Below are 16768 nucleotides of genomic sequence, written 5' to 3'. Positions count from 1 at the left end.
GCAGTGTTATACCGGGCCAGTGTAAACTGGCCCGTTGTTTATCTGTGGTCCGATCCCCATATCATTGGGAGCTTTCGGCTTTTTCTCCTGTCGAACTGACGGAGCGGCGACTACGGTTAATGCAGTAAGTGTCAGGAAACCATGAATAAGGAATCGTATCAGATGAAATTTCGCGTTATTGCCTGTGGCCTGCTGGCCGGTTTTGTTGCTTCTTCTGCCCTGGCGGATGCTTCCAGCGATCTGCAGCAGCGCCTTAATAAAGTGAACAGCTTCCATGCCAGCTTCAGTCAGAAGGTAACTGATGGTAACGGTGCAAATGTGCAGGACGGCGAAGGCGAACTGTGGGTGAAACGTCCGAGCCTGTTTAACTGGCACATGACCGCGCCGGACGAAAGCGTGATTATCTCCGACGGTAAAAATCTGTGGTTCTATAATCCTTTTGTGGAACAGGCGAGCGTTAGCCTGCTGCAGAATGCCACCAGCAACACGCCGTTTATGCTGATTGCGCGTAACCAGCCCTCTGACTGGCAGCAGTACAACATTAAGCAGCAGGGGGATAATTTTGAGCTGACGCCTAAAAGCAGCGATGGCAACCTGAAACAGTTCACCATCAATGTCACTTCCGCAGGTACCATCAATCAGTTCAGCGCGATTGAGCAGGATGGACAGCGCAGCAGCTATCAGCTGAAGAGCCAGAAAAATGGCGCTATCAGCCCGGATAAATTCACCTTTACGCCGCCAAAAGGGGTAACGGTGGACGATCAACGTCAGTGAGGTGAGGGTGAGTAACCTGTCGCTGGATTTTGCACCGTCAAATGAGTTCAGACCGCTGGCTGCGCGTATGCGGCCAGCGACGCTGCAGCAATATATTGGTCAGCAGCATCTGCTCGCGCCCGGTAAACCGTTGCCGCGCGCTATTGAGGCAGGTCAGCTGCACTCCATGATCTTATGGGGACCGCCGGGTACCGGTAAAACCACGCTGGCGGAGATCATTGCGCATTACGGCAAAGCTGATGTCGAACGCATTTCAGCGGTGACTTCCGGCGTTAAAGAGATCCGCGAGGCCATTGAGCGCGCGCGGCAGAACCGCCAGGTGGGGCGTCGCACTATTCTGTTTGTTGATGAGGTGCATCGCTTCAACAAGAGCCAGCAGGATGCGTTTCTGCCACACATTGAAGACGGCACCATCACCTTCATTGGCGCAACCACGGAAAATCCCTCCTTTGAACTGAACTCGGCACTGCTGTCGCGCGCGCGCGTTTATCTGCTTAAATCGCTGACCAGCGCAGATATTGAACAGGTGCTGGATCAGGCGATGCAGGATAAAACACGCGGTTACGGCGACAGCGATATTCTGTTACCGGACAATACCCGGCGCATGATCGCTGAACTGGTCAATGGTGATGCACGACGCGCACTGAATACGCTGGAAATGATGGCCGATATGGCTGAGCTAAATGCGCAGGGACAGCGGGAGCTAACGCCACAGCTGCTGAATGAAGTGTCGGGTGAACGCGCGGCGCGTTTCGATAACAAAGGCGACCGCTTTTACGATCTCATCTCGGCACTGCACAAATCGGTTCGCGGTTCAGCCCCGGATGCGGCGCTTTACTGGTACGCGCGCATCATCACTGCCGGTGGCGATCCGCTGTACGTGGCGCGGCGACTGCTGGCGATTGCTTCGGAAGATGTCGGTAATGCCGATCCGCGTGCGATGCAGGTAGCAATTGCCGCATGGGATTGTTTTACCCGCGTCGGGCCTGCGGAAGGGGAACGTGCAATTGCCCAGGCAATTGTTTATCTGGCCTGCGCGCCAAAAAGCAATGCTGTTTATACCGCCTTCAAAGCGGCGATGCGTGATGCGCGTGAGTTCCCGGATTACGATGTGCCGGAACATCTGCGCAATGCACCGACGAAGCTGATGAAAGAGATGGGCCTTGGCAAAGAGTACCGTTACGCGCATGACGAACCCAATGCCTATGCGGCCGGCGAGGTGTTTTTCCCGCCGGAAATGGCGCAGACGCGCTACTATCAACCCACCAATCGTGGCCTTGAAAGCAAGATCGGTGAAAAACTCGCCTGGCTTGCTGAACAGGATCAAAATAGCCCGATAAAACGCTACCGCTGATAAACGCGTTACGGTAAGGTGAGCAAGGATTTCAATGCATTCCAGTGGAATGCATCCCTCCATTCGTTCAATCAACCTTTATTACACAGGATAAGCATGCTCGATCCCAATCTGCTGCGTAATGAGCCAGACGCAGTCGCAGAAAAACTGGCACGCCGGGGATTTAAACTGGATGTGGATACGCTGCGCTCCCTCGAAGAGCGTCGTAAGGTGTTGCAGGTAGAAACTGAAAACCTGCAGGCTGAGCGTAACTCCCGCTCCAAATCCATCGGTCAGGCCAAAGCACGTGGGGAAGATATCGAGCCGCTGCGTCAGGAAGTGAACGCGCTGGGCGAACGCCTGGATGCGGCGAAAGCAGAGCTGGATACCCTGCAGAACGAAATTCGTGACTTTGCGCTTGCGCTGCCGAACCTGCCGGCCGACGAAGTGCCGCTGGGTAAAGATGACAGCGAAAACCAGGAAGTGAGCCGCTGGGGCCAGCCGCGCCAGTTTGATTTCCCGGTGAAAGACCATGTTGAGCTGGGTGAAGCGGTCAAAGGGCTGGATTTCGCCTCGGCGGTGAAACTGACCGGTTCGCGCTTTATCGTGATGCAGGGCCAGATTGCCCGTCTGCATCGCGCGCTGAGCCAGTTCATGATCGATCTGCACAGCCAGCAGCACGGTTATCTGGAAACCTACGTGCCGTATCTGGTGAACCACGAGACGCTGTACGGTACCGGTCAGTTACCAAAATTTGGTGAGGATCTGTTCCACACCAAACCGCTGGGCGAAGAAGCAGGCAGCAGTAACTATGCGCTGATCCCGACCGCCGAAGTGCCGCTGACTAACCTGGTGCGCGATGAGATCGTTGAAGAGGAATCTCTGCCGATCAAACTCACTGCCCACACGCCTTGCTTCCGTTCCGAAGCCGGTTCTTACGGACGCGATACGCGCGGTTTGATCCGTATGCACCAGTTCGACAAAGTGGAGATGGTGCAGATCGTCGCACCGGAAACCTCCATGGACGCGCTGGAAGAGCTGGTCGGTCATGCGGAGAAAGTGCTGCAGCTGCTGAACCTGCCGTACCGTAAAGTGCTGCTGTGCACCGGTGACATGGGCTTTGGCTCAGCCAAAACCTATGACCTGGAAGTCTGGCTGCCGGCACAGGACACCTACCGTGAAATCTCCTCCTGCTCGAATATGTGGGATTTCCAGGCGCGCCGCATGCAGGCTCGCTGCCGCAGCAAAACGGACAAAAAACCGCGTCTGGTGCACACGCTGAATGGTTCAGGCCTGGCGGTGGGGCGTACGCTGGTGGCCGTGCTGGAAAACTATCAGCAGGCAGATGGTCGCATTGCGGTGCCGGACGTGCTGCGCCCGTATATGGGCGGGCTGGAATATATCGGCTAACAGGCATTCATGCACTAACCCGGCTCAGGCCGGGTTTTTTATTTCTTAAGCGCGTCAGTCATTATTTTTTAACCGGAATTAATCAGAAATAAACGTTATCGTCATGGCTTCGCGTCAAACTATCAAAAATGTATAAATTCATGTAGATAGATTCAGGCATAAGACCTTTCTCAAGTCCTGTAACCCGCTGAAGATAAAAATAATAAATTGTTCAGCAGCAAAATGTGCGGCGCTGTTTTTTTGCACATTGACTTTGCCATCGCCAATGGCAAACTGCGCGCAAATCTGTTCATTTCTTTTGGTTTTATTCCTTATGTCAACCTGGTCACGCCCCGTCCTGCTGCTGCTTTGCGGCTTAATGCTGATGACGGTGTCTATTGCTGTGCTTAATACGCTGGTGCCGCTGTGGCTCACCCATGATCAACTGCCGACCTGGCAGGTGGGCATGGCGAGCTCTGCTTATTACACTGGTAACTTACTGGGCACCTTGCTGGCGGGCTGGTTGATTAATCGCTATGGCTTTAACCGCTGCTTTTACCTTGCCAGCTTACTGTTTGCGCTGGCAACCATGGGCATGGTGCTGCTGGACGGCTTTTACAGCTGGACGCTGCTGCGCTTCACCGCGGGCGTAGGCTGTGCACTGATTTGGGTGGTGGTTGAGAGTGCACTATTGTGCAGCGGTACCGTGCGCAATCGCGGTCAGCTGCTGGCCGCTTACATGATCATCTACTACCTCGGCACCGTTGCCGGTCAGCTGCTGGTGAGCCGTGTCTCGACAGAGTTGCTGCATGTCATTCCCTGGGTGAGCGCGCTGATCGTCTGTGCCGTGCTGCCCGTGGTGTTTGTGCAGGTCAACGCCGGTGCGGCTACTGAAGAAGCTTCAACCGGGCGTATCTGGAGCATGCTGCGCCGCCGCAGTTCGCGGTTAGGTATCAACGGCTGCATTATCTCCGGTATCGTGCTCGGTTCGCTTTACGGCCTGATGCCGCTTTATCTTTCGCATCAGGGCATGAGCGATGCCACCGTGGGTTACTGGATGGCGCTGCTGGTCAGTGCCGGGATTGTTGGTCAGTGGCCGGTAGGACGTCTTGCCGACCGCTTTGGTCGCCTGATGGTGCTGCGCGTGCAGGTGTTCGTGGTGATACTGGGTGCGATTGCTATGCTGAGCGGAACGGCAATGGCACCGGCACTGTTTGTGCTGGGGCTGGCTGGCTTTACGCTTTATCCGGTAGCGATGTCCTGGGCGTGTGAAACGGTGGCGCATCATGAACTGGTGGCGATGAATCAGGCGCTGCTGTTCAGTTATACCGTTGGCAGTCTGGTCGGGCCGGGGATGACCGCGATGCTGATGCAGAACTATTCCGATCGCCTGCTGTTTGTGATGATTGCGGTGGTGGCGCTGGTCTATCTGGTGATGCTGCTGCGTAAAGCCGATCAGCACGCAACACCGGTGGCGCATGCCTGATGGCGGTGCTTAAACGGGACATTCGCAACCTGTCGCAAATGTCCCGACGGTAACGCCTCTGTGTCTTGCCGGCGAGGCTTTAGCTACACTCCAACGGTCTTAATACATGACGTTATGGCCGTAACCGGCAAGAATATTTTTCACCCGCTCCATGGTCTCTTTCGTTGGCGGCTTTACGCCTTCCAGCTTGTACTCTTCACCCATCGCAATCCATTTGTGCTTGCCGAGTTCGTGATAAGGCAGCAGCTCGATCTTTTCAATGTTACTCATGTCTTTAGTAAATTTACCAAGGCGATGCACCGAATCGTCATCGTCCGAATAACCCGGCACCACCACATAGCGAATCCAGGTCCTTTTACCGCGCTTTTGCAGATAGCGGGCGAAATCCAGCGTGCGGTGGTTTGACACGCCGACCAGAATCTCATGGATATCGTCATTGATTTGCTTGAGGTCGAGCATTACCAGATCGGTCGCATCAAGCAGTTCATCGATCACCGGATCGTAACGACGCACAAAGCCGTTGGTGTCGAGGCAGGTATGGATGCCCTCGGCCTGGCAGGCGCGGAACCAGTCGCGCACAAATTCAGCCTGCAGAATGGCTTCACCGCCGGAGGCCGTCACGCCGCCACCAGACGCATTCATAAAGTGGCGATACGACAGCACATCCCTCATTAGCTCATCGACGGTAATTTCCTTACCGCCGTGAGTGTCCCAGGTATCGCGGTTGTGGCAGTACAGGCAGCGCATCAGGCAGCCCTGGAAGAAGGTGATAAAACGGATGCCTGGACCGTCAACGGTGCCGCAGGATTCAAACGAGTGGATACGACCGATGGTTGACATTGCGATGTATTCTCCGGTTCAGCCTGGCGCGCAGGCGGCACAATCTGTGTTGTGCTCTGGGGATGTAAGTCGGTTTTGCCAGACTGCCTGCAAAAGCAGACTGGCAAAACAGGCTTGTGGAGAAAAGGCTCCCGCAGGAGCCTTTCGATTACAGTGAGGAGGATTACAGCGACTGAGTAAAGGTACGGGTAATCACATCCTGCTGCTGCTCTTTCGTCAGCGAGTTGAAACGTACGGCATAACCGGAAACGCGGATGGTCAGCTGTGGATATTTCTCAGGGTGCTCCATGGCATCCAGCAGCATTTCACGGTTCATGACGTTGACGTTCAGGTGCTGGCCGCCCTCGATACTGGCTTCGTGGTGGAAGTAACCATCCATCAGGCCAGCAAGGTTGGTTTTACGCACGTTATCATCTTTGCCCAGCGCATTCGGTACGATAGAGAAGGTATAAGAAATACCGTCTTTGGCGTAGGCAAATGGCAGTTTGGCCACGGAAGTCAGTGAAGCGACAGCACCTTTCTGGTCACGGCCATGCATTGGGTTGGCACCTGGTCCAAATGGCGCACCGGAGCGACGACCATCCGGCGTGTTACCGGTTTTCTTACCGTATACCACGTTGGAGGTGATGGTCAGTACCGACTGCGTTGGCACCGCATTACGGTAGGTCTGCAGTTTCTGAATTTTCTTCATGAAACGTTCAACCAGGTCACAGGCCAGATCATCCACGCGCGGGTCGTTGTTACCGAACTGCGGATATTCACCTTCAATTTCGAAGTCCACTGCCAGACCATCGGCGTCACGTACGGGTTTCACTTTGGCATATTTAATCGCTGAAAGTGAGTCCGCGGCGACAGACAGGCCGGCGATACCACACGCCATGGTACGGTAAACGTCACGATCGTGCAGCGCCATCAGCGCGGCTTCATAACTGTACTTATCATGCATGTAGTGGATGATGTTGAGTGACGTGACGTACTGTTTTGCCAGCCAGTCCATGAAGTGGTCCAGACGCGCCATCACGGTGTCATAATCCAGCACATCGTCAGTGATTGGCGCTTCTTTCGGGCCGACCTGCATTTTCAGCTTCTCGTCCACACCGCCGTTGATTGCGTACAGCAGTGTTTTTGCCAGGTTGGCACGTGCGCCGAAGAACTGCATTTGTTTACCGACAATCATCGGGCTCACGCAGCAGGCGATGGCGTAGTCATCATTGTCAAAGTCCGGACGCATCAGGTCATCGTTCTCATACTGCAGCGATGAGGTGTCGATGGAGACTTTTGCCGCATATTTTTTGAAGTTAACCGGCAGCTTCTCAGACCACAGGATGGTCATGTTTGGTTCCGGTGATGGACCCATGGTGTACAGCGTGTTCAGGAAGCGGAAGGTGCTTTTCGTCACCAGCGTACGACCGTCAACGCCCATACCAGCCAGTGATTCAGTGGCCCAGATTGGGTCGCCAGAGAACAGTTCATCGTATTCCGGCGTACGCAGGAAGCGCACCATACGCAGTTTCATCACCAGATGGTCAATCAGCTCCTGTGCCTGCTCCTCGCTCAGTTTACCGGCTTTGATATCGCGCTCGATGTAAACGTCAAGGAAGGTGGACACGCGACCAAACGACATCGCGGCACCGTTCTGTGATTTCACTGCTGCGAGGTAACCGAAGTAGGTCCACTGTACTGCTTCCTGCGCGGTGGTGGCTGGCAGAGAGATATCAAAGCCATATTTGGCTGCCATCTCTTTGATCTGGCCCAGTGCGCGGTGCTGTTCAGAAATCTCTTCACGCAGGCGAATGGTGGCTTCGAGATCAACGCCATTTTCCATGTCACTCTGCAGTGAGTTGAACTGAGCCACTTTGTCTTTCATCAGGAAGTCGATGCCGTACAGCGCGACGCGACGGTAGTCACCGATAATACGACCGCGGCCATACGCATCTGGCAGACCGGTCAGCACGCCGGATTTACGGCAGCGCAGGATATCCGGGGTGTAAACGTCAAACACGCCCTGGTTGTGGGTTTTGCGGTAATCGGTGAAAACTTTCTTCAGCGCCGGGTCCAGCTCGCGGCCGTAAACTTTACAGGAGCCTTCCACCATTTTGATGCCGCCAAACGGGATAATGGCGCGTTTCAGCGGGGCTTCAGTCTGCAGACCAACGATGGTTTCCAGCGATTTGTTAATATAGCCCGCATCGTGTGAGGTGATGGTAGACGCTAAATCAGTGTCGAAATCAACCGGTGCATGGGTACGGTTTTCAATTTTGATGCCTTCCAGCACGCTGTCCCACAGTTTGGTGGTGGCTGGCGTCGCGCCGGCGAGGAATGCTTCGTCACCTTCATACGGCGTGTAGTTTTTTTGGATGAAGTCACGGACGTTGACGCTGTTCTGCCATTCACCGGCGCTAAATCCTTCCCAGGCTGACGCCATTTTTTCATTCAGTTCGGACATGATATACCTGCCTTATTTAGGGAGACTGTAACGTATGGCGCGCTGCTCAGCACGCCCGTACTTAATGACTCAGTGCGCGGACTCACCGTCGCGCAGATAGATAACCCAATAGGTCAACCCGACTAACAGACCGCCGCCAATGATGTTGCCGATGGTTACGGGAATCAGGTTATTAACAATAAAATCGCCAATGCCCAGTGCAGGAAATTGCGCCGCGCTGGCACCGGTCATCTGCCAGAATTCCGGGCTGGCAAAATCGCGAATCATGATGGCCATCGGGATCAGGAACATATTGGCGATGCTATGCTCAAAGCCGCTGGCTACGAACATCGCAACCGGTAAAATCATCGCCACCATTTTGTCGAGCAGGCTGCGGCCGGAGTAGCTCATCCACACCGCCAGACACACCATCAGGTTAGCCAGTGTACCGAGGCTTACCGCTTCGATAAACGTATGATGCATTTTGTGGTCGGCGGTCTGTAAGACATTCAATCCCCAGGCACCATTTGCGACCATATGCTCACCGGCCAGCCAAATCAGCGCCACAAAAAACAGCGCGCCGCACAGATTGCCAACGTAGACATTGAGCCAGTGACGACCCAGTTGCAGCCAGGTAATGCGTCCGCTGGCTTTTGCCACCACGATCAGCACCGTTGAAGTAAACAAATCAGCGCCGCAGACCACTACCAGCATCAAACCCAGTGAGAAGCAGATGCCACCGATTAATTTAGCCATGCCGTACGGCATAGTGCCGCTGCCGGTGGTGGCGGTGATATAAAACACAAAGGCAATGGAAATAAAGACGCCAGCAGTGATAGCCAGAAAGAAGGTGGTTAAGGGATGTTTCGTCGCTTTATAGACACCGGCATCTTCTGCGACTTTTGCCATCGCCGCCGGTAATAATGAATTAAAAGGGTTGTCAGCTTTCACACTAACGCTCTCCAGAAATTGTCTGTAAAGATACTAACAAAGGAGTATAGGTCAGGAGTTGATGTGGATCATATTTGCCGAAATGGCAGGGTTAAGCAAAGCCGCAAAACGACCAGAAAATCAATTAAGTTATTGAAATTTATTCAATAAATAATTTTTAATTTATGCAAAATAAGTTGAAGGTGCGGCAGGCTTAAGGGCTGTTTTGTTAAATACTGTTTATCAATGATAGTGAATTGTTATTTATTATTTTCTGCGCCCGATGAATTTTCAGCGGCATAAAAAAAGGGCACTGGATACTGCCAGTGCCCGTTAATTTTCAGGCTATTTCGTCACAGACAAAATGCGCCGATTTATTTCGCAGACCAGTAACGACGTTTTGCCGCCTGTAATTTTTCATACGCGGCCAGCAGTGCCTGATGCGCCGGGAACGCGTGCAGATCGCGGTCAACCACCTGCAGACCGTAGAATGGTGCCTCACCGCTGATGGCAGCCGAAGCGGCGTCGACGGCGGCTTCGCCATACATGCGCACAAACGCGCGATGATACTGCAGCGGATCGCGATCTTCTTCCATCGCCAGCAGCAGCAGAGTCTGCAAGCAGCGATAGTAGTTGGCACGCTCAGGGCTGAAGATCGACTGGTTGAATTCCATGGTCCATTCCGTCCAGATCAACGCCTGATCCAGATCGCCACCGGCCAGCGCCAGCATCGCTTTCAGCTCGCCAATACGCAGCGTGAACCAGCCGTTGTCTTTGCCGGTCGCCAGCCCCAGCAGTTCACGCACGCGGGTGAAGTCATCATGACCTTCTTCATCCAGCTGTTCGATCAGAGCCAGATACTCCTCGGGTTGCCACTGGGTTGCCGGCAGGGACAACAGCGTTTCACGCAGTGATGCTCCCATGTTGTTATTCGCCAGCAGCAGGTCTTCGGCAGGGTAAATATCAGACATGCCCGGTACGATAATGCGGCAGGCGTAAACGTCCAGATGTTCGTAGTCGGCGATATACACTTCTTTATCTTCCGCACGGAAGATCGCCATCAGCGTATCGAACTCTTCATGGGTGGCGCCGGCAAAGCTCCAGTCGACAAAGGGATAGTCGGCATCGTCTTTGAACATATCCCAGGAGATCAGACCGCTGGAATCAATGAAGTGGGTTTCAAGGTTAGCGTGTTCGGCCACTTCTTCATCATCGAAGGTGGGCGGGGTAAACACGTCGAGATCTTTCAGGCCGCGGCCCTGCAGCAGTTCGGTGACGGTACGTTCCAGCGCGACACCAAAGTCCGGATGGGCACCAAAAGAGGCAAAGCAGGTGCCGTTAGCCGGATTGAACAGCACCACACAGATCACCGGATAGTTGCCGCCCAGCGAAGCGTCATAGGAGAAAATCGGGAAACCTTCCGCTTCAAGACGATTGATAGCCTCCACCACGCCAGGATAGCGCTGCATCACCGCTTCAGGAATTTCCGGCAGGCTGATGGATTCCGCGATAATGCGGTTTTTAATATGGCGCTCAAACACTTCGGATAAGCCCTGTACGCGCGCTTCATTGGCGGTGTTGCCAGCGGACATGCCGTTAGACACATACAGGTTGCCGATGATGTTCATCGGAATGTACACGGTTTGCTGATCGGACTGGCGGGTAAATGGCAGGCCGCAAATACCGCGATCGGCATTACCAGACTGCAGATCCACCAGATCGGAGGCGCTCAGGCTCTGTTCCGGATCGTAAAACTTACGCAGGCGTGCATCCAGAATGCCTTCCGGCAGGCGGTCATCGTCGGTCAGCGGGAACCATTTCTCGTTCGGGTAGTGCACGAAGTCGCCGTTAGCGATGGTTTCGCCCAGCCAGAAATCGGCAAAGAAGTAGTTGGTTGAGAGGCGCTCAAAATATTCGCCCAGCGCTGAGGCCAGCGCCGCTTTTTTACTGGCGCCTTTACCGTTAGTAAAACAGAGCGGGCAGTCGCGGTCGCGAATGTGCACTGACCAGACGTGCGGCACCGGGTTCAGCCAGGAAGCTTCTTCAATGTTGAAACCCAGATCCTGCAGTTTCTGCTGGAAGCGTGCGATGGAGTCTTCCAGTGCGGCGTCTTTACCTGGAATAAACGTTTGCGTCATGGTGGCGCTCTCTCAAGTCGATGGTTGGGCGTAAAGCGCGCAATAATACGGGTTTTGCGCCTGCTTCGCTATTGCTCCGCCAAATTTCTCAACGCATTGTTACGGCTTTTTCGCGCTCTGGCAGCTGTCTGATTTTACTTCACCGCACTGCCTCACAAAATTCCGTGGCTTATTACATTTGTGACATAAGCTGCGGTGGAGCGGGCTCTGGAAATGTGATCGCTGCCGGATAAATGATTGCAGCCATCCGGAGGCAATGATAAAACCGATGGGGTATTCATAACCGTTCGATATGACAATGGTGAGGGGAAATGGCGCAGGTTTATAATTTTAGCTCCGGACCGGCAATGCTGCCGGTGGAAGTGCTTCGTCGTGCAGAACAAGAACTGACAAACTGGCATGGCTTAGGCACCTCGGTGATGGAAATCAGTCACCGCAGCAAAGAGTTTATTGAAGTCGCGGAAGCGGCGGAGCAGGATTTTCGCGATCTGCTGAAAATCCCGGCCAACTACAAAGTATTATTCTGCCATGGCGGCGCGCGTGCGCAGTTCGCGGCAATCCCGGGCAATCTGCTGGGCGATGCCAGCCGCGCGGATTACATCGACGGCGGCTACTGGGCGCACAGTGCTATTAAAGAAGCAGAAAAATTCTGCTCGCCGAACGCCATTGACATCAAAACCACCCGTGAGGGTAAACGCGCACTGTTACCGATGCGTGAATGGCAGCTCAGCGATGATGCGGCTTATGTGCATTTCTGCCCGAATGAAACCATCGACGGGATTGCCATCGATGAAGAGCCAGACTTCGGCGATAAAGTGGTGGTGGCCGATCTCTCTTCGACCATCCTGTCCCGCCCGCTCGACATCAGCCGCTACGGCGTGATTTATGCCGGCGCGCAGAAGAATATCGGTCCCGCTGGCCTGACGCTGGTGGTAGTGCGTGATGACCTGCTGGGCAAAGCGCAGCGCTGGGTGCCCTCCATTCTCGACTACAAAGTGCTGGCCGAAAACGATTCGATGTTTAACACGCCGCCGACGTTTGCCTGGTATCTCTCCGGCCTGGTGTTCAAATGGCTGAAAGAGAAGGGCGGTGTAGCGGAGATGGACAAGGTTAATCAGGCGAAAGCCGATCTGCTGTACGGCGTGATTGATAGCAGCAGCTTCTACCGTAACGACGTCGCCAGTGAAAACCGTTCCCGGATGAACGTGCCTTTCCAGCTGGCCGATGCTGCGCTGGATAAGGTGTTTCTTGAAGAATCACTGAAGGCGGGCCTGCATGCGCTGAAGGGGCACCGTGTGGTTGGCGGTATGCGTGCCTCGATCTACAATGCGATGCCGCTGGAAGGCGTTAAGGCGCTGACCGAATTCATGGTCGACTTCGAACGTCGTCACGGTTAATTATCTACTTTAGTGCCAGCCTGCCCGGCTGGCATCAGACCCTGTCACTGGACAGGGTCTCGTATTTCTGGAGATTTGGTTTCACATGCAGGACTCCCTGACTTTACAGCCGATTGCCCGCGTTGATGGCACGGTAAACTTACCGGGCTCAAAAAGCGTATCAAACCGCGCCCTGTTACTGGCTGCACTGGCGAACGGCACCACGCGCCTGACCAACCTGCTCGACAGCGATGATGTTAAACACATGCTTAATGCGCTGCAGGCGCTGGGTGTCAGCTATACCCTGTCAGCCGATCGCACCGTGTGTGAAGTGGTCGGCAATGGTGGACCGCTGCGTGCCGAACAGCCGCTGGAATTGTTCCTGGGCAATGCCGGAACCGCGATGCGTCCGCTGGCGGCCGCACTGTGCCTCGGTGAGCAGTCGGTAGTACTGACCGGCGAACCGCGCATGAAAGAGCGTCCTATCGGCCATCTGGTCGATGCGTTACGGCAGGGCGGCGCGCGCATTGATTACCTCGAACAAACCGACTATCCGCCGCTGCGTTTGAACGGCGGATTTACCGGCGGCGAAGTCAGTGTCGATGGCAGCGTTTCCAGCCAGTTTCTGACGGCGCTGCTGATGACCGCGCCGCTGGCACACAACGACACCACGATCACTATTAAAGGCGAGCTGGTTTCCAAACCCTACATTGATATCACTCTGCACCTGATGCGTTGCTTTGGCGTGGACGTTGAGAATCAGCACTACCAGCGCTTTGTGGTGAAAGGTCAGCAGCAGTATCAGTCGCCGGGTGATTATCTGGTGGAAGGCGATGCGTCGTCAGCGTCCTATTTCCTTGCCGCTGCGGCAATTCGCGGCGGTACGGTGCGGGTTACCGGCATTGGCCGCAACAGTGTGCAGGGCGACATCCGTTTTGCCGATGTGCTGGAGAAGATGGGAGCAGTGATTGAGTGGGGCGACGATTATATTGCCTGCACGCGCGGTGCGCTGAACGCCATTGATATGGACATGAACCATATTCCGGATGCGGCAATGACAATCGCTACCACCGCGCTATTTGCCGAAGGCACCACGCTGATGCGCAACATCTATAACTGGCGCGTAAAGGAGACCGATCGCCTGGCGGCCATGGCGACCGAGTTGCGTAAAGTTGGTGCGGAAGTGGAAGAGGGGCACGATTTTATTCGCGTCACACCGCCTGCGCAGTTACAGCACGCCGATATCGGCACGTACAACGATCACCGTATGGCGATGTGTTTCTCGCTGGTTGCGCTGTCCGACACGCCGGTAACCATTCTCGATCCCGGCTGTACGGCAAAAACCTTCCCGGATTACTTCCAGCAGTTGGCAAAAATCAGCCACGCATCCTAATCCGCCCGCCCGGTACCGCCGTGCCGGGCTTCTGAACCCTCTGCTGGCCTCACTGGCGGGAAATTGTTCTGAAACTGTCGAAATTTCTGGCGCTGTCTACGCTAAAGGGTAACCAAGCGGACGCGGGCAGCGTATAATGCCGCGCAATCCAGACAGCCAAGAAGGCTGATCATCAGCACGCAGCAACAGGAGAGAACAATGACGGCAATCGCCCCGGTAATTACCATTGATGGCCCAAGCGGCGCGGGTAAAGGGACTTTATGTAAAGCGATGGCGGAGTCGTTGCAGTGGCACCTGCTGGATTCAGGGGCTATTTATCGCGTACTGGCTCTGGCCGCGCTGCATCATCAGGTGGATATCGAGTCGGAAGAAGCGCTGGTGCCCATGGCGGCGCACCTTGACGTGCGTTTTCTGTCGGTAGACGGTGAAATGCAGGTAGTGCTGGAAGGTGAGGATGTCACCGGCGAAATCCGCACCCAGGAAGTGAGCAATACGGCGTCGCGCGTGGCGGCATTTCCACGCGTGCGTGAAGCCTTGCTGCGCCGACAGCGTGCTTTCCGCGAGGAGCCGGGTTTAATCGCCGATGGACGTGATATGGGCACCGTGGTTTTCCCGGACGCGCCCGTTAAAATTTTCCTCGATGCCAGCTCCGAAGAGCGTGCGCATCGCCGTATGCTACAGTTGCAGGAAAAGGGCTTTAGTGTTAACTTTGATCGCCTTTTATCCGAGATAAAGGAACGCGACGACCGCGATCGTAACCGCGCCATCGCGCCTTTAGTGCCAGCCGCTGATGCTCTGGTGCTGGATTCAACCAGCATGACCATTGAGCAAGTGATTGAAAAGGCACTAGATTATGCCCGCCAGAAGCTGGGCATTTAATCTTTTCGGCGACCGAATTGTAGTAACCCTGTGCCAGGGAAGCGGTGCAGGGCATGTGAAACAACCCCATCCGACAATGACGTCAGGTGGACGTTAAATTGAAGAATCCTAAGATTATCAATATGACTGAATCTTTTGCTCAACTCTTTGAAGAGTCCCTGAAAGAAATCGAAACCCGTCCGGGTTCCATCGTTCGTGGCGTCGTTGTTGCTATCGACAAAGACGTCGTGCTGGTTGATGCGGGTCTGAAATCTGAATCTGCTATCCCTGCAGAACAGTTCAAGAACGCAGCCGGCGAACTGGAAATCCAGGTGGGCGACGAAGTTGACGTTGCTCTGGATGCAGTAGAAGACGGCTTCGGTGAAACCCTGCTGTCCCGTGAGAAAGCTAAACGTCACGAAGCTTGGATCACGCTGGAAAAAGCTTACGAAGACGCTGAAACTGTTACCGGTGTTATCAACGGCAAAGTTAAAGGTGGCTTCACAGTTGAGCTGAACGGTATTCGTGCGTTCCTGCCAGGTTCACTGGTTGACGTTCGTCCGGTCCGCGACACTCTGCACCTGGAAGGCAAAGAGCTTGAATTCAAAGTAATCAAGCTTGATCAGAAGCGTAACAACGTCGTGGTTTCTCGCCGCGCGGTTATCGAATCTGAAAACAGCGCTGAGCGCGATCAGCTGCTGGAAAACCTGCAGGAAGGCATGGAAGTCAAAGGTATCGTTAAGAACCTCACTGACTACGGCGCATTCGTTGACCTGGGTGGCGTTGACGGTCTGCTGCACATCACCGATATGGCGTGGAAGCGCGTTAAGCATCCAAGCGAAATCGTCAACGTGGGCGACGAAATCACTGTTAAAGTGCTGAAGTTCGACCGCGAGCGTACTCGTGTATCTCTGGGCCTGAAACAGCTGGGCGAAGATCCATGGGTTGCTATCGCTAAGCGTTATCCGGAAGGTACCAAACTGACCGGTCGCGTGACCAACCTGACTGACTACGGCTGCTTCGTTGAAATCGAAGAAGGCGTTGAAGGCCTGGTACACGTGTCTGAAATGGACTGGACCAACAAAAACATCCACCCATCTAAAGTTGTCAACGTAGGTGATGTGGTTGAAGTTATGGTTCTGGACATCGACGAAGAGCGTCGTCGTATCTCCCTGGGTCTGAAGCAGTGCAAATCTAACCCATGGCAGCAGTTCGCAGAGACCCACAACAAAGGCGATCGCGTTGAAGGTAAAATCAAGTCAATCACTGACTTCGGTATCTTCATCGGCCTGGACGGTGGCATCGACGGTCTGGTTCACCTGTCTGACATCTCCTGGAACGCGACTGGCGAAGAAGCCGTTCGTGAGTACAAGAAAGGCGACGAAATCGCTGCCGTTGTACTGCAGGTTGACGCAGAGCGTGAGCGTATTTCTCTGGGCGTGAAGCAGCTGGCTGAAGATCCATTCAACAACTACATCACCCTGAACAAGAAAGGCGCAATCGTGACGGGTAAAGTCACTGCAGTTGACGCTAAAGGTGCTACAGTAGAATTAGCTGACGGCGTAGAAGGTTACCTGCGCGCTTCTGAAGCTTCTCTGGACCGCATCGAAGACGCCACTCAGGTTCTGAGCGTAGGTGACGACGTTGAAGCGAAATTCACCGGCGTTGACCGTAAGAACCGCGTTGTGAGCCTGTCTGTTCGTGCTAAAGACCAGGCTGACGAGAAAGAAGCTATCAACACTGTTAACACCAAACAGGAAGATGGCAACTTCTCTAACGCAATGGCTGAAGCGTTCAAAGCGGCTAAAGGCGAGTAATCGACCCGA

At 54.3% G+C, this 16768-nt stretch carries 12 protein-coding genes; 8 read left to right on the top strand and 4 right to left on the bottom strand.

Annotated elements, in window-relative coordinates:
• The first annotated feature begins 162 nt into the window (after nt 1–162).
• The 4 genes from lolA to K7H94_RS12105 all read left to right on the top strand — a co-directional run bounded on the left by lolA (nt 163) and on the right by K7H94_RS12105 (nt 4982).
• A complete protein-coding gene (lolA, locus tag K7H94_RS12120) occupies nt 163–774 on the top strand; it encodes an outer membrane lipoprotein periplasmic chaperone LolA (protein WP_058758036.1) in 612 nt (203 codons plus the stop codon).
• Between the two features lie 7 nt (nt 775–781).
• Nucleotides 782–2128, top strand: a complete 1347-nt coding sequence (locus tag K7H94_RS12115) for a replication-associated recombination protein A (RefSeq protein WP_088516417.1) — start codon at nt 782–784, stop codon at nt 2126–2128.
• Nucleotides 2129–2224: 96 nt separating this feature from the next.
• Nucleotides 2225–3517, top strand: coding sequence for a serine--tRNA ligase (serS, locus tag K7H94_RS12110; RefSeq protein ID WP_021508354.1), 1293 nt, complete (start codon nt 2225–2227; stop codon nt 3515–3517).
• A 313-nt stretch (nt 3518–3830) separates the two neighbouring features.
• On the top strand, nt 3831–4982 hold the full coding sequence (locus K7H94_RS12105) for an MFS transporter (protein ID WP_058757767.1): 1152 nt from the start codon (nt 3831–3833) through the stop codon (nt 4980–4982).
• A 99-nt stretch (nt 4983–5081) separates the two neighbouring features.
• On the opposite strand, the gene pflA is transcribed toward K7H94_RS12105, so the two are convergent.
• From pflA to ycaO, 4 genes are all read right to left on the bottom strand, one after another.
• A complete protein-coding gene (gene pflA / locus K7H94_RS12100; RefSeq protein ID WP_222951108.1) occupies nt 5082–5822 on the bottom strand; it encodes a pyruvate formate lyase 1-activating protein in 741 nt (246 codons plus the stop codon).
• Between the two features lie 163 nt (nt 5823–5985).
• Nucleotides 5986–8268 carry a formate C-acetyltransferase gene (pflB, locus tag K7H94_RS12095; protein ID WP_058769544.1) on the bottom strand — a complete coding sequence of 761 codons (2283 nt, stop codon included), beginning with the start codon at nt 8266–8268 and terminating at the stop codon, nt 5986–5988.
• Between the two features lie 69 nt (nt 8269–8337).
• Complete coding sequence (focA, locus tag K7H94_RS12090) at nt 8338–9198, bottom strand: formate transporter FocA (protein ID WP_021508350.1); 861 nt, start codon at nt 9196–9198, stop codon at nt 8338–8340.
• A gap of 353 nt (nt 9199–9551) precedes the next feature.
• The gene (gene ycaO / locus K7H94_RS12085; RefSeq protein WP_222951107.1) at nt 9552–11315 is read right to left on the bottom strand and encodes a 30S ribosomal protein S12 methylthiotransferase accessory factor YcaO; all 1764 of its coding nucleotides are present in this window, start codon (nt 11313–11315) and stop codon (nt 9552–9554) included.
• A 311-nt stretch (nt 11316–11626) separates the two neighbouring features.
• On the opposite strand from ycaO, the gene serC reads away from it, so the two are divergent.
• From serC to rpsA, 4 genes are all read left to right on the top strand, one after another.
• On the top strand, nt 11627–12712 hold the full coding sequence (gene serC / locus K7H94_RS12080) for a 3-phosphoserine/phosphohydroxythreonine transaminase (RefSeq protein ID WP_021508348.1): 1086 nt from the start codon (nt 11627–11629) through the stop codon (nt 12710–12712).
• An 85-nt stretch (nt 12713–12797) separates the two neighbouring features.
• Nucleotides 12798–14084: a 3-phosphoshikimate 1-carboxyvinyltransferase gene (gene aroA / locus K7H94_RS12075; protein WP_222951106.1), complete on the top strand. Its 1287-nt coding sequence runs from the start codon at nt 12798–12800 to the stop codon at nt 14082–14084.
• Nucleotides 14085–14282: 198 nt separating this feature from the next.
• Nucleotides 14283–14963 (top strand): (d)CMP kinase, encoded by a 681-nt coding sequence (gene cmk, locus K7H94_RS12070; RefSeq protein WP_021508346.1) that lies wholly within the window; start codon nt 14283–14285, stop codon nt 14961–14963.
• A gap of 122 nt (nt 14964–15085) precedes the next feature.
• Nucleotides 15086–16759, top strand: coding sequence for a 30S ribosomal protein S1 (gene rpsA, locus K7H94_RS12065; protein ID WP_021508345.1), 1674 nt, complete (start codon nt 15086–15088; stop codon nt 16757–16759).
• Nucleotides 16760–16768: the final 9 nt, after the last annotated feature.

The sequence above is a fragment of the Pantoea dispersa genome, assembly GCF_019890955.1.
Taxonomy (GTDB): domain Bacteria; phylum Pseudomonadota; class Gammaproteobacteria; order Enterobacterales; family Enterobacteriaceae; genus Pantoea; species Pantoea dispersa.
The sequence above is the reverse complement of the archived record's forward strand: the minus strand, read 5'-3'. Positions and strand labels throughout refer to the sequence as shown.